Annotated in this window: 15 protein-coding genes; 8 read left to right on the forward strand and 7 right to left on the reverse strand. The window is 26.9% G+C overall.

What is annotated here, in order from left to right; translation table 11 throughout:
- The first annotated feature begins 59 nt into the window (after nucleotides 1–59).
- From ACPKM0_RS08405 to ACPKM0_RS08420, 4 genes are read left to right on the forward strand one after another with little or no spacing between them, the layout of a single operon-like run.
- Nucleotides 60–755, forward strand: coding sequence for an AzlC family ABC transporter permease (locus ACPKM0_RS08405; RefSeq protein ID WP_472475089.1), 696 nt, complete (start codon nucleotides 60–62; stop codon nucleotides 753–755).
- On the forward strand, nucleotides 748–1,065 hold the full coding sequence (locus tag ACPKM0_RS08410) for an AzlD domain-containing protein (protein ID WP_472475091.1): 318 nt from the start codon (nucleotides 748–750) through the stop codon (nucleotides 1,063–1,065). Before ACPKM0_RS08405 ends, ACPKM0_RS08410 begins: the two co-directional genes overlap by 8 nt.
- Nucleotides 1,066–1,069: 4 nt before the next feature.
- Entirely contained in the window at nucleotides 1,070–1,723 is a 654-nt protein-coding gene (locus tag ACPKM0_RS08415; protein WP_472475092.1) for a TatD family hydrolase, read from the forward strand.
- Nucleotides 1,692–2,516, forward strand: a complete 825-nt coding sequence (locus ACPKM0_RS08420; protein ID WP_472475094.1) for a tRNA threonylcarbamoyladenosine dehydratase — start codon at nucleotides 1,692–1,694, stop codon at nucleotides 2,514–2,516. Before ACPKM0_RS08415 ends, ACPKM0_RS08420 begins: the two co-directional genes overlap by 32 nt.
- Here the strand turns inward: ACPKM0_RS08420 and ACPKM0_RS08425 are convergent.
- Together ACPKM0_RS08425 and ACPKM0_RS08430 are read right to left on the reverse strand one after the other, a co-directional pair.
- Nucleotides 2,502–3,086 carry a carbohydrate-binding family 9-like protein gene (locus ACPKM0_RS08425; protein ID WP_472475096.1) on the reverse strand — a complete coding sequence of 195 codons (585 nt, stop codon included), beginning with the start codon at nucleotides 3,084–3,086 and terminating at the stop codon, nucleotides 2,502–2,504. The two genes, ACPKM0_RS08420 and ACPKM0_RS08425, sit on opposite strands and share 15 nt — an antisense overlap.
- A 36-nt stretch (nucleotides 3,087–3,122) precedes the next feature.
- Nucleotides 3,123–3,797: a Sir2 family NAD-dependent protein deacetylase gene (locus ACPKM0_RS08430; protein WP_472475175.1), complete on the reverse strand. Its 675-nt coding sequence runs from the start codon at nucleotides 3,795–3,797 to the stop codon at nucleotides 3,123–3,125.
- A 249-nt stretch (nucleotides 3,798–4,046) separates the two neighbouring features.
- On the opposite strand from ACPKM0_RS08430, the gene ACPKM0_RS08435 reads away from it, so the two are divergent.
- The 3 genes from ACPKM0_RS08435 to ACPKM0_RS08445 are packed head-to-tail and all read left to right on the forward strand — an operon-like array spanning nucleotide 4,047 to nucleotide 6,757.
- A complete protein-coding gene (locus ACPKM0_RS08435; RefSeq protein ID WP_472475097.1) occupies nucleotides 4,047–5,060 on the forward strand; it encodes a hypothetical protein in 1,014 nt (337 codons plus the stop codon).
- Nucleotides 5,061–5,120: 60 nt separating this feature from the next.
- Nucleotides 5,121–5,519, forward strand: coding sequence for a LexA family protein (locus ACPKM0_RS08440; RefSeq protein ID WP_472475099.1), 399 nt, complete (start codon nucleotides 5,121–5,123; stop codon nucleotides 5,517–5,519).
- Complete coding sequence (locus ACPKM0_RS08445; RefSeq protein WP_472475101.1) at nucleotides 5,519–6,757, forward strand: Y-family DNA polymerase; 1,239 nt, start codon at nucleotides 5,519–5,521, stop codon at nucleotides 6,755–6,757. The genes ACPKM0_RS08440 and ACPKM0_RS08445 overlap by 1 nt, the downstream gene beginning before the upstream one ends.
- Nucleotides 6,758–7,278: 521 nt before the next feature.
- Here the strand turns inward: ACPKM0_RS08445 and ACPKM0_RS08450 are convergent.
- The 5 genes from ACPKM0_RS08450 to dapB are packed head-to-tail and all read right to left on the reverse strand — an operon-like array spanning nucleotide 7,279 to nucleotide 11,837.
- On the reverse strand, nucleotides 7,279–7,656 hold the full coding sequence (locus ACPKM0_RS08450) for a YbgC/FadM family acyl-CoA thioesterase (RefSeq protein ID WP_472475102.1): 378 nt from the start codon (nucleotides 7,654–7,656) through the stop codon (nucleotides 7,279–7,281).
- Nucleotides 7,656–8,915 (reverse strand): diaminopimelate decarboxylase family protein, encoded by a 1,260-nt coding sequence (locus ACPKM0_RS08455; protein ID WP_472475104.1) that lies wholly within the window; start codon nucleotides 8,913–8,915, stop codon nucleotides 7,656–7,658. Before ACPKM0_RS08455 ends, ACPKM0_RS08450 begins: the two co-directional genes overlap by 1 nt.
- Nucleotides 8,905–10,140: an LL-diaminopimelate aminotransferase gene (locus ACPKM0_RS08460; RefSeq protein WP_472475106.1), complete on the reverse strand. Its 1,236-nt coding sequence runs from the start codon at nucleotides 10,138–10,140 to the stop codon at nucleotides 8,905–8,907. The genes ACPKM0_RS08455 and ACPKM0_RS08460 overlap by 11 nt, the downstream gene beginning before the upstream one ends.
- Nucleotides 10,141–10,147: 7 nt before the next feature.
- Complete coding sequence (dapA, locus tag ACPKM0_RS08465) at nucleotides 10,148–11,071, reverse strand: 4-hydroxy-tetrahydrodipicolinate synthase (RefSeq protein WP_472475108.1); 924 nt, start codon at nucleotides 11,069–11,071, stop codon at nucleotides 10,148–10,150.
- Between the two features lie 13 nt (nucleotides 11,072–11,084).
- Nucleotides 11,085–11,837, reverse strand: coding sequence for a 4-hydroxy-tetrahydrodipicolinate reductase (gene dapB / locus ACPKM0_RS08470; protein ID WP_472475110.1), 753 nt, complete (start codon nucleotides 11,835–11,837; stop codon nucleotides 11,085–11,087).
- Between the two features lie 198 nt (nucleotides 11,838–12,035).
- Here dapB and ACPKM0_RS08475 point away from each other — a divergent pair, with 198 nt between their 5' ends.
- Nucleotides 12,036–12,707 (forward strand): hypothetical protein, encoded by a 672-nt coding sequence (locus tag ACPKM0_RS08475; RefSeq protein ID WP_472475111.1) that lies wholly within the window; start codon nucleotides 12,036–12,038, stop codon nucleotides 12,705–12,707.
- The last annotated feature ends 24 nt before the right edge of the window (nucleotides 12,708–12,731 follow it).

Here is a 12,731-nt window from a genome sequence, read left to right on the forward strand (position 1 = left end):
CTCCATAATATCAACAATTTCTATTGATGAAAAGTGCATAACCCAATAGTATAAATTTCATGAACAAAAAATTGACAAAAAAAGATGGTTTTTTAGATGGATTTCCAATATTCCTTGGATATTTTTCTACAGCAATAGCTTTTGGTCTTGTATGTAGAAATATAAATATTTCATTACTTCATTCAACTCTAATAAGTTTAACAAGTTTTGCTGGAAGTGGACAATTTTTAATGGTTAATTTGCTTTCTAATGGTGCATTAATCTTCGAATTATTTATTTCAATATTACTAATTAATCTGAGATATGTTTTTATGGGAGCTTCCCTTAATCAAAAATTACCTAACAATATAACTATGCTTCAAAAAGTAATTGTTGCTTTTTCAACAACTGATGAGATATTCTCTGTTGCAATATTAAAACCTCAAGAATTAAATTTTAATTATTTATTTTCACTTGAATTAACTAGTTATAGTGGATGGGTATTAGGAACTATTACAGGCTATATCATAGGTATTGCTTTACCTCATAATTTACAATTAGCTATGGCAATAACATTATATGCAATGTTTGCATCTTTGTGGGGTGCTGAAACAAGAAAACATGGATATAAGATTATTATTGTTGGAATGATATCAGCTATTATTAATTCGTTTTTAATACTAATTATTAATCTTGCAATAGGTTGGTCTTTTGTAATAGCAATGATTAGTGCAACAATAATAGGTTCTTTTATTTTGAGAGGTGAAAATGTTTAATATTAATCTACCCATGATAACAATAATTTTAATAGCTTCAATTGCAACTATGATCCCAAGATTTATTCCTTATTTTACTCCTTTAATTGATAAAATACCTAACTCCATAAAAGAAATGTTAAAAATACTACCGATAGCTGCTTTAGGAGCATTAATATTTCCTTTTTGCTTAATTGATTTTAATCCTTTGTGGATAGCTGGATTAATAGGAGTATTAATTGCTTTTATTTTTGGTTATCTAAGATTTAATATGATTATATCAATTATATTAAGTGTTGTTGCAACATATTTATTACTAATGTTATTATAAAAATATGTTTGATTTTCATCGCCACATATCTAGTTCAACTAAAATAGATAATGCACTCTATAACACTTCTTCAATTGAAGAATGGGATTATAGCGCAAAATATTTTAGTATTGGAATTTTAGCTAACAATCTAAATGAAAAAAACAATTTTTATTTAGATAAAATGGAAGAGTATTTATTAAATAACAAAGCCCTTCATATTGGTGAAATTGGCCTAGATAATAGATTTGAAAATATTAAAAAACAAACTGATTTTTTTATACAGACACTTAAACTAGCATATAAATATGATCGTATATTTACTATCCACATAGTAAAAAACAATGATTTGTTATTAAAAATATTAAGAGATAATAAAAGCCAATTACCCAAACATATTATCTATCATGGATTTAACAAAAGCATTGAATTAGCTAAAGATTTACAACAATTTAATACAACAGTTAGTATTAATCCTAAAATAATTAATACAAAGCTAATAAATAACATTAAAGAACTTGATAAAATTGGATTTTTAGTAGAAAGTGATTGGGATAAAAAAAGCGACATAGGATATAATAAATATTTTTCTTCTTTTGTTAATTTACTAGAAGAAAATGGAGCTTCATATTTTAAGGATGTAAATAATGAATTCAGATCAATTCTTGAGGATTTCTAGATTTATTGGTGATAAAACAGTAGAAGAACTACATACTAAAAAGGTTACTATTGTCGGAATGGGTGCTGTTGGTAGCTTATGTTTAGAAGCATTAGCTAGAAGTGGTGTTGGCCATTTCACAATTATAGACTTTGATGAAATAGGTGTAACTAATATAAATAGACAAATAATTGCAACATGGGATACTTTAGAAAGAGTAAAAGTTGAAGTAGCTAAAGAGAGAGTTTTATCCATCAACAGAGATTGTGAAGTAAAAGCTATTAAAAGTTTTTTTAGTGAAGATAATGCTTCATCATTAATTGATAATGATTGTGATTTAGTAATTGATGCTATAGACTCATTAAATCCAAAATGTTCACTTCTTTCTTATTGCTATTTAAATAATATTCCAATAATAAGCTCAATGGGAGCAGCATTAAGACGCGATCCAATTCTTATTCAAAGTGGAGATTTGTTCGATACTTATGGGTGTCCTCTTGCTAAACTTGTTAGAAAAAGACTTAGAAGAAGAGGTGTAGATAGAGGAATAGAAGTAATATATTCACCTGAAGTAATACGGTTTGAATATAAAAATCCTGAAGAAGAAGAACATGTTGATTTTAATGAACAAATATTAGAGAGAGGTAGAGTTAGAAATGTATTAGGTTCTTTACCTACTATTACTGGTATTTTTGCGCTTAACTTAGCTCATTTAGCACTAAAAAAACTTCTAGGAGATGAGGAATTTAGGGGTGAACCTGCATTTGATTCAAAAGAAAAATTTAAACAATATAAAAAATTAAACAAAAAATAGTTCTTTAAAACTATCTGAAATATGAAAATTCGGAACTTCACTATCTATTTCAAATAAACTAAAATAATGGGTTGATTTTAATTTATGACCACATTCATTAAAATTAGCCTTTATTTTTTGATTTGTTAATTTTTTCTCATCAACTAATCCCCATTTATATAAATCAATATATATAACAATACCCCAATGAGCATTATTTATTTCTTCGCTATATATTTTTACATCTTTAAAAATAGTTTCAATTAAATTAGGATCAAATAATTTTCTCTCATATCTATCTTTTCCATACCCCGCTAAAATAAAGGAAGAAACACTAAATTCAAAATTAATATAATTTTTACTATTTATGTTTTGTAAAAAACATTCAACACAGCTATCTTCATATACTTTATCATTATGAGAAGTTGCATCTTTCCTAATTTCGTTTTCAAAAATATCAAAAGTAGCTATTAAATGTTTATCGTCATGAGATAGTTTTAAATTAACTAATACTCCATCTTCTTTAGACCAACGCTGTTCTAATTTTAGTTCTTTAATCTCTCTTTTATTATTTTGATTATATATCTTCATTATTATTTATATGCCCTATTATATTTTTTAATTTAGTTAATTCTTTAATATATTTAAACCCAAAAAGTCAATACACTCATCAATTCCTTCAATTTTCAAGAAAGCAGAAGTTTCTTTAGAAAAATTTTTATCACTAATTATTACTAATTTTTCTGGATTAATTAATTTTAAGAAAGAATTATACTCCTCTCTTGTTGAAGGCTCACCAAAAAAAATACATAAATTACTACTTTTCAAATCACTTTCCCATTTTCTAAGCAGTAAAGGATTTATTTTCTCTTCATCTAGAAGTACTGAAGGTTTTAATAAAGCACCACACCTATCACAAAATGGGACCACATCTTTATTTACGAAATTGGATATTGTTTCATATGGGAAAAGTTTCCCACATTTTAAACAGCATGCTGAAAGATTTCCATTAAGCTCCTCAACATCATTAATTTTAGCCTTAGTGCAAAGATTATCAATTGATTCAGTATATACTTTATTTACTAAATTATTATCTTGAAGTTTTTTCACAAAAGAATGAACTCTATTAATCTGATATTTATGCATATTAAACCAAACATCTTGTGACCATTGATAAAATAAAGTGGTATTAGCTAATAAAAAATCAAACGTTAAAAGTCTAGAATTATCTATACCCTGCCACTTTTCATCAAATTTTCCATGAGGGAGTTTATAATTGGGAACTCCACTTTTTCTAGAAATTCCTTCAGATAAAAAAACTACAGTTTTGTTACTTTTTTTTAATTTAAGTCAATATCTTATTATAGTCTTGTTCAACATTATTCATGTGATCTCCTAATAAAAAAATAGCAATAAAATATAATATTTTCCTCTAAAATAATATATGTTTTTATATTTTTTAGCATTTAATTTATCCAAACTTCAAGCAAAAGTGTAATTTATTCAATTAATAAATAAAGAAACATAAGATTTGTTTTTTAGGAGGAGCAAATGAAAAAATTTAATAAAATATCAATTATTACTATATTATTCTCAATAATATTTTTCCCATCATGTCAAGACGGAAATGGTTCTGATTTAATTAATTTAAAACTAGCATTTAATAGTAAAGCTAAAACAAATACATCAAGAAGTATTACACCTAGCAATGAGGAATTAACTGTATATAGCTTTATTGTAGAAGGTGTTGGACCAAATGAGAAAACATTTACACTTGAGACAGATAAGGAATCTACAGAACTTTCTAATTTAGTTAAAGGTAAATGGAATATTAGTGTAACAGGATATAATGTAAATAATGAAGCAATTGTAGAAGGAAGTGGAATTTATTACCTTTTTAATTCTCAATCAGTTGTCAATATAACTTTAGATTATATCGTTGGTAATGGTGATATTGATATAGATTTATATTGGAATACTAACCAAGTAGATCCAGAAAATACAGGAATTATTACGACCTATTATAAATTAGAAAATAACACTTTTAGTGAATATGAAATAATCGATAACATTTCATATGAAGCAGGTCATGCAAATGTTAAAACATCTCTACCGGCTGGTAACTATCTATTAGCCTCAAAACTATTTACAGGTTCTACTGAATTATCTGGCTTTGCAGAAGAAATTAGAGTAATTGCAAATCATACTACAACTGGATCTAATACATATGTAATTGGAGATACAACATTAGACTATGGTATTAACTTCACTTGTAATACACATCTTCCAATTCAAGGGGTAATAACATCAATCCCTGAAGTAATTATTGAAGGTCAAAATATGACATTAACATTTACACCTACAAGTATTCCAGATGGATATACTGAAGCAGATATTAGATATGCTTGGTATTATGAAGGAAGTTTAGTAGAAGATGAGACTACAAATACTCTTACAATTTTACCTGTCAAAGGTGATCATAGATATGACTTATTTTCTTACATAGATGGAATTTCTGGAACTCTTGGAAGTACAAAAATTATAATCACTTGTTCTGAAAGTTAAATTTATTTTTCAACTATCTGCTTCATTGACAAATAGGAAAAAGCAATTCATAGTAACAATATGAAAAACGATAAACCAACAGTATTGATGGAAATCCCTATTAAGTGTGGTTTTCCATCCCCTGCTGCAGATAGTAGAGAAACACCTCTAGACTTTAATGAACTATTATTAAAGCACAAAGCTTCAACTTATTGTTTAAAAGCAAGTGGTAATTCTTTAGAAAAAAGTGGAATATATGACGGGGATATATTAGTTGTTGATAAAAGCGTAAATGCTAAAAACAATGATTTAGTTGTTGCTGAATATGAAGGCGAATTTACTGCAAAACGATTAAAAATAAAAAATGATAAAATATATCTTCATCCAGAAAATAATGATTTTGATGATATAGAAATTAATAATTTAGATGATTTTTCTCTTTTTGGAGTAATTACAGCAGTAGTAAGGACACTTCGCTAATGATAGGTCTTTGTGATTGTAATAGCTTTTATGCTTCATGCGAAAAAATATTTAGACCTGATTTAAAAAATAAACCCGTTGTTATTTTATCAAATAATGATGGGTGTATTGTTGCGCTCTCAAAAGAAGCTAAAGCTTTAAACATCAAAAGAGGAACGCCATATTTTAAATGTAAAAATATAATTGAAAAAAACAATGTTGAAGTTTTTTCATCCAACTATGCACTTTATCAAGATATTTCAGATAGAGTAATGGATTATTTAAGAGAACTTGTAGGCCTTATTACTCCATATTCTATTGATGAAGCATTTTTTAGAATGCCAAGCCATCTTAGTGCTGAGCAAATTAAAGATAAAATTAAACAAAATATTGGAATAGATGTTTCAGTCGGAGTTGCAAGAACTAAAACATTGGCAAAAATAGCAAATAAAATTGGTAAAAATTTAGATTCTAATTGTTTATATTTAAAAAAAGAATGGGAAAAAAAAGCTTTATGTCAAACTAAAGTTGAAAATATATGGGGAATAGGAAGACAAAAAGCAAAATTTTTAAAAACTCATAATATCTTAACAGCATATGATTTAATACAGCAAAATGAATTATGGATTAGAAAAAATTTAAGTGTTACTACTCTTGAAACTATGAAAGAGTTAAAAGGGATTCCTTGTATCAATGTTGAAATGCCAAAAAATAAAAATATATGTAGTGGAATTACATTTTCAAAACCTAAATCAACTATCAAAGAATTAGAAGAAGCAATAGCTTGTCATTGTACTATAATTGGTGAAAAATTAATTGATAAGGGATTAACTACAAAAACAATAAGTTTGAATATATTCACAAATAGATTTGAAGAAAATTATATTGCCCCTATTTCAACAATATACCTTGAAGAAACAACTAATTATATTCCAAATTTAATTAAGGCTACAAATACAATATTATATAAAATTTTTAGAGAAAACTGTAAATATAAAGGTTGTAGAATTTGGGCTAACGATTTAATTAATGATGGTTATAGACAATTAGACTTATTCAAAGAAGAACATGAAAATGAATTAATCGAAAAACAAGATAAACTTGCAAAAGTTGTAAATGAAATTTCACAAACCTATGGTAGAAACAAAATTTCTAGTGCAGCAACAAATAATTTAGTTAAAAATGATTTACAAACTAGATCAAAATTATCACCTTCTTTTACAACAAAATGGGAAGATTTACCAAAAGTTAAATGCTAATTTTATTTTTTTTGTAATTCTTTGTTATATTTCTTGCAATTCACACTAATAAAACTTGCTATGGTTTATTAGATAGCTTATCATTAAATATAAAGAAGGGAACTATTATGAAAAAAATAAACTACCTCATAGGTCTATTAGACATCTTCTTTACTATGCTTATTTGTGTACAATTGTTGATTTTAAAGACATACGCTGATAATGTAATTTATTTAGAAATAAATTTTTCTAATTCTGTTTTTATTAGTATTTGTTTTTTAATTTCAAGTATATTGTTAATAATTGATAAGAGATTAAAACATAATATTTTATCAAATTTCGCTTTATTTTTATTAATAATTATAAGTGTTTTAAGTATTCGAAATATAGACGCTTATAATTTAAACTATTCATATTTTTGGATAAGTTGTATTTTATTTGTACTATTATTTTCAAATAAAATATTTAATAAACTAATAAAAAAATATTAAACCTATGGGACAACAAAACGGTAGGATAATAAAAATCCTACCGTTTGTTTATTAATTACCAAAATAATCTTTAACTTTTAATATTTTATTAGATTCTAAATTAATACAAGCTATTTTTATTTTTATAGAGCAGATTAACTCTTCTTCTCTTTTTATATCTTGTTTTAATGTAATGCTAAATAATTTCATACTCTCAACACTAGTATAAACATCTAATATATCATCTAATTTTGCTGGTATATTGTAGACAACATTTATTTCTTTTAAAACAAAACCTACTTTATCCTCAAGCAATTTAGTTTGATCAACTTCAAATCTAATCATTTCAGATCTAGCATGTTCTGCAAAATCTAAATACTTCGCATGATAAACAATTCCTTGACAATCTGTATCAGAAAAATATACCCTTTGAGAATATTTATGTTCCATTATAATTCTACCTCAGCACCTTCAAATCTTAATGTTTCAAAATAATCTTCGATAGTTTGTTTTCTTCTAATTAATTTAATTTCATTATTTACAGTTAATAAATATTCAGCAGGTCTTAACTTTGCATTATAGTTAAAACCCATTGCATGACCATGAGCACCAGCATCATGAATCACAAGTTTATCACCTTTTTCAATTTCAACTAACTCTCTATCGATGGCAAATTTATCATTGTTTTCACAAAGACTACCTGTAACATCATAAATATGTTTTTCCCCAGTTTTATTTAAAACAGTAATATGATGATATGCACCATAAAGAGCTGGTCTCATCAAATCAGCCATAGAAGCATCAAGTCCAACATAATCTTTATATTTTTTTGTAACGTGTCTAACTGATGAAACTAAATAACCGTAAGGGCCTAGAATATATCTTCCTAATTCAAAAGAAACTTGAAGAGGATCTAATCCATTTTCAACAATAAGACTTTGATATAATTTTTTAATTTCATCACTTACATATTGTAAATCCATAGGTTGTTGATCTGGGGAATATGGAATTCCAACGCCACCACCTAAATCTACAAAATCAATTTTAATACCTGCTTCTTTATAAATTTTGTTGCAAAGTTCAAATAACATTCTAGCTGTTTCAACTATATAATCTGCTTCTAATTCATTAGATGCAACCATTGTATGAAGCCCAAATCTTTTTGAACCTTTTTCTTTCATAATTCTATAACAATCAACAATCTGATCTGAAGTAACTCCATATTTCGCTTCAACAGGATTACCAATAATTGCATTACCAGTTCTTTCACTCCCTGGGTTATATCTAAAACAAATAGTTTCAGGAACTTTTTCAACAGATTGTTCTAAAGCTTGAATATGAGTAATATCATCTAAATTAATTATTGCATCTATATCATAAGCATATTTAAATTCTTCACTTGGAGTATCGTTACTAGTCATCATAATTTTATTACCTTCCAGCCCACAAGCTTTAGAAAGCATTAATTCAGGAAGAGATGAACAATCTGCACCATAACCTAATTCAAATAATCTTTTTAATATACTTGGATTAGGACAAGCTTTTACAGCAAAATAGTTTATAAAATTAGGTGCCCAAGAAAATAAATCATTAAACTTTTTAGCATTATCTAAAATTGCTTTTTCATCATAGATATAAAAAGGTGTTTCAATATCTTTAATTAATTGTGAAAATTTTTCTTCACCTAATGGTATATTCTTATTTGACATTTTTAAAATTCTCCTTAATTGAGTTCATTGCTTGTATTACATTTTCTCTATGGCCATAAGAAGAAATTCTTACATAACCTTCACCAGCTGGACCAAATCCACTACCAGGAGTAATAACTACATGACACTCTTTTAATAAGTAATCAAAAAACTCCCAACTTGTTAATCCATTAGGTGTTTTAGCCCAAATGTAAGGTGAATTACCACCACCATAACAAACAAGACCTAAACTCTCTAAACCTTCTTTAATTATTTCAGCATTACCTAAATAATAATCAACTAAAGCTCTACATTGCTTTAAGCCTTCACCGGATAAAGCACTTATACCACCAGCTTGAGCAACATTAGATGCACCATTAAAGAAAGTACATTGTCTTCTATTCCACATAGAATTCAAAACACCAGCATCCCCATCTTGGCAAGATAACTCTTTTGGAACAATTGTCCATCCTAGTCTAACACCAGTAAAACCTGCATTTTTACTAAAACTATTTATTTCAATTGCACAACTTTTTGCACCTTCTACTTCATAAATGCTTCTAGGTAAATTTTCATCTTTTATATACTCACTGTATGCACTATCAAAAATGATAACTGCGTCGTTTTTATTAGCATAATCGACAAAATCTTTTAATTGCTCATGAGTCATTACAGCACCTGTTGGATTGTTTGGAGAGCATAAATATATTAAATCAACTTTTTGATTTGGAATATCAGGAACAAAACCATTTTCTTCAGTACATGGAAGATAAACAAAATTATGATAACCTTGCATTTCTTCGCTATAACCTGGAGTTCTTCCTCCAACTACATTAGAATCAACATAAACTGGGTAAGCTGGATCTTGAAAAGCTACAACACTATCATTACTAAATAATTGTTGAATATTTGCTGCATCTGCTTTTGCACCATCACTGATAAAAAATTCAGTTGATTCTAATTCAACACCATAATTCTTATAATATTTAACTAAAGCTTCTCTTAATGGAGTATCACCTTGTTCATCACCGTAACCGGAATATGTCTCTCTATTAGAAAGTAAATCTAATTTATCTTTCATAGCTTTAACTAAGGCTGGAGGAAGAGCTTCTGTTGTATTACCAATACCTAATCTCATTATATTAGCATTTGGATTTTCACTTAAAAATGCATTTGTTCTTCTTGCAATTTCTGGGAATAAATACCCTGCTGCTAATTTGCTAAAACTATTATTTATTTTCGCCATTTTTTTACTATCTCCTTGATAAGCAATAATTAAAACTTGGATTTTTTTCTAATTCTTCTAGAACACTATATAATTTATGTCTATTATCTTCATTCTCAATTGTACACATTGGTAATCTAAAGCTTTCATTACAATAACCATAACGGGCTAATGCTGTCTTTATTGGAATAGGATTTGTTTCTAAGAAACAAGTTCTAAAAAATTGTGATAAAGTTTTTTCTATTTCTCTAGCTTCTGCCATTCTATTATTTAATGCTAAATCTACCATTGTACTCATTTGTTTTGGGAATAAGTTTGATGCTACTGATATAACACCATTACCACCTCTCTCAATTAAATCTAAAGACATATTATCATCACCACTTAATACGATAAAGTCTTTTGGAGCCCTTTTTACAACTTCTTCCATTTGTACAATATTTCCACTAGCTTCTTTAACAGCATTAATGTTTGCACAATCATTTGCTAATGCAACTAAAGTTTCAGTTTCTACATTAACACCAGTACGTCCTTTGATATTATAAACAATACAAGGAATATCTACGCTATCAGCAATTGCTTTAAAATGAAGATATAAACCTTTTTGAGTTGGCTTATTATAATATGGATTAACTAATAAAACTGCATCAGCCCCTACACATTGAGCATGTTTTGATAATCTAATTGCTTCTGAGGTAGCATTACTACCTGTACCAGCAATAACTGGAACTCTACCATTAGAATATTCTACAGTTAATTGAATAACTCTATCATGTTCATCGTGCGATAAAGTAGGACTTTCTCCTGTAGTTCCACAAGGAACTAATCCACTTACTCCATTTTCAATTTGGAATTCAATTAATTCTCTAAAAGCTTCAGTATCTAAATTATCCTTCTTTGTAAAAGGGGTAACTAAAGCAGTATGTACACCATTAAATCTACTTAAACTCATTTTTTTATCTCCATTAATTAATCAAGGCACTTACTAAATCATCTAGATTATAAAACCCTGTTCTATCTTTAACCCAAGAAGCTGCTATCAATGCACCCTTAGCAAACCCCTCTCTACTTTTTGCTCTATGAACTAATTCAATACTATCAACTTGTGAATCATATACTACACTATGTGTGCCAGTAATATAACCACCTCTAGTTGAAGAACAATGAATTTCATTTTTTTCAATTTTTCTCTTTAATTCTTCACTTACAATAGTATCTTTACCATCAAAATTATCTCTTACAGCTTCTGCTAATAATAGACTTGTACCTGATGGGGAATCAGCCTTATCTTTATGATGAATTTCATTTAAAAATACATCATAAATTGAAGTTTTTGAAAGAATAGAAGATGCAAATTTTACAATTTCTCTAAATACTGCAACTCCTAGTGAAAAATTACCACTGTATATTAAACTACTACCACTATATTCTTTTGTTAATTGTTTTAATTCATCAATATCATCATACCAACCAGTAGTACCAATAACACAAGGAATTGAGTTCTTAATATAAAATTTAATATTTTCTAATATAGTTGAAGGATGAGAAAAATCAATAACTACATCTGCTTTATTTAAATTATCCTTAGTTAAGCTTTTTGCACTTACTAAAGTATCTTTACTAAATGGATCAATTATTGCAACGACATTATCATTTTCTTCCACTAAAGAGTAAATCATTTTACCCATTTTACCAAAACCAACTAATGCAATATTCATGTTTCACCTCTAACAAAATCCTATTAAAATAAAATATCATTGTCTATATAATAACAATAATGTTTTTATTTTAACATCACAATTCAACTTATAACATAATTTAAAAAATATGAAAAGGGTAAAAATCATCTTTTTACAAATTATTGAATTTTTTTTAAATTTGCATAAATATATAGAAAAAATATAGGGAAAAAAATAATGAATATTAGACAATCTTTTCATATATATAAAATAATAGAAGACTTTTCAAAGCAGTTTATATCTTTTGATTATTCACCTGAATATAGAATATTCAATGGATATTATTTATCTCACAAACAAGTTGAAAATATCTTAGAAGAAAATGGAGAATTAATTAAAGCTCTATATGAAAAAAATGAAACAAAAATAAAAGAAATATTAAATAAAGATGATATACTAATTGATGAATTTGAAAGTGCTCAAACAGAAGAAAACATCAAAAACAAAAAAAATAAAGAAGCTCCTTTACCAATTCAAGCTAGATATGTATTAAAAGGATTTAATTATTTAAGAATTAATGAAAAACAAAGTAATAAAGATTTATTAATAAATCAATTAAATAAGAGAGCATTTAAAGAATCAGTATTCCCACAAATTACAAAAATGGCACTTTCTTTTGAAAATACTGATTTTTATAATAATGCTATTTTAGCATTATATTCTTGCTCTACTAAAGAACAGTATATGCTATTTTACAAACTCCTTGCTTACTATTTTAGAATTAATAAAAATGAAGAATATAAAGAAAACGCTCTTACTGTAGCAAGATTTTTTGAAGAGGATATTGATATTGATATAAAATTAATCAACAAAGTTGATTCCTATATAAAGGATAAAGCTACTTTATAAAATTAACTATAAAGTAGCTCTTAA

This window comes from Pleomorphochaeta sp. (assembly GCF_050031695.1).
Lineage (GTDB): Bacteria > Spirochaetota > Spirochaetia > Sphaerochaetales > Sphaerochaetaceae > Pleomorphochaeta.

Excerpts from the sequence above, each read along its gene's own strand:
- ACPKM0_RS08405 (WP_472475089.1), top strand. The coding sequence starts at position 60 with ATGAACAAAAAATTGACAAAAAAAGATGGTTTTTTAGATGGATTTCCA.
- ACPKM0_RS08410 (WP_472475091.1), top strand. The coding sequence starts at position 748 with ATGTTTAATATTAATCTACCCATGATAACAATAATTTTAATAGCTTCA.
- ACPKM0_RS08415 (WP_472475092.1), top strand. The coding sequence starts at position 1,070 with ATGTTTGATTTTCATCGCCACATATCTAGTTCAACTAAAATAGATAAT.
- ACPKM0_RS08420 (WP_472475094.1), top strand. The coding sequence starts at position 1,692 with ATGAATTCAGATCAATTCTTGAGGATTTCTAGATTTATTGGTGATAAA.
- ACPKM0_RS08425 (WP_472475096.1), bottom strand. The coding sequence starts at position 3,086 with ATGAAGATATATAATCAAAATAATAAAAGAGAGATTAAAGAACTAAAA.
- ACPKM0_RS08435 (WP_472475097.1), top strand. The coding sequence starts at position 4,047 with ATGAAAAAATTTAATAAAATATCAATTATTACTATATTATTCTCAATA.
- ACPKM0_RS08440 (WP_472475099.1), top strand. The coding sequence starts at position 5,121 with ATGAAAAACGATAAACCAACAGTATTGATGGAAATCCCTATTAAGTGT.
- ACPKM0_RS08445 (WP_472475101.1), top strand. The coding sequence starts at position 5,519 with ATGATAGGTCTTTGTGATTGTAATAGCTTTTATGCTTCATGCGAAAAA.
- ACPKM0_RS08450 (WP_472475102.1), bottom strand. The coding sequence starts at position 7,656 with ATGGAACATAAATATTCTCAAAGGGTATATTTTTCTGATACAGATTGT.
- ACPKM0_RS08455 (WP_472475104.1), bottom strand. The coding sequence starts at position 8,915 with ATGTCAAATAAGAATATACCATTAGGTGAAGAAAAATTTTCACAATTA.
- ACPKM0_RS08460 (WP_472475106.1), bottom strand. The coding sequence starts at position 10,140 with ATGGCGAAAATAAATAATAGTTTTAGCAAATTAGCAGCAGGGTATTTA.
- dapA (WP_472475108.1), bottom strand. The coding sequence starts at position 11,071 with ATGAGTTTAAGTAGATTTAATGGTGTACATACTGCTTTAGTTACCCCT.
- dapB (WP_472475110.1), bottom strand. The coding sequence starts at position 11,837 with ATGAATATTGCATTAGTTGGTTTTGGTAAAATGGGTAAAATGATTTAC.
- ACPKM0_RS08475 (WP_472475111.1), top strand. The coding sequence starts at position 12,036 with ATGAATATTAGACAATCTTTTCATATATATAAAATAATAGAAGACTTT.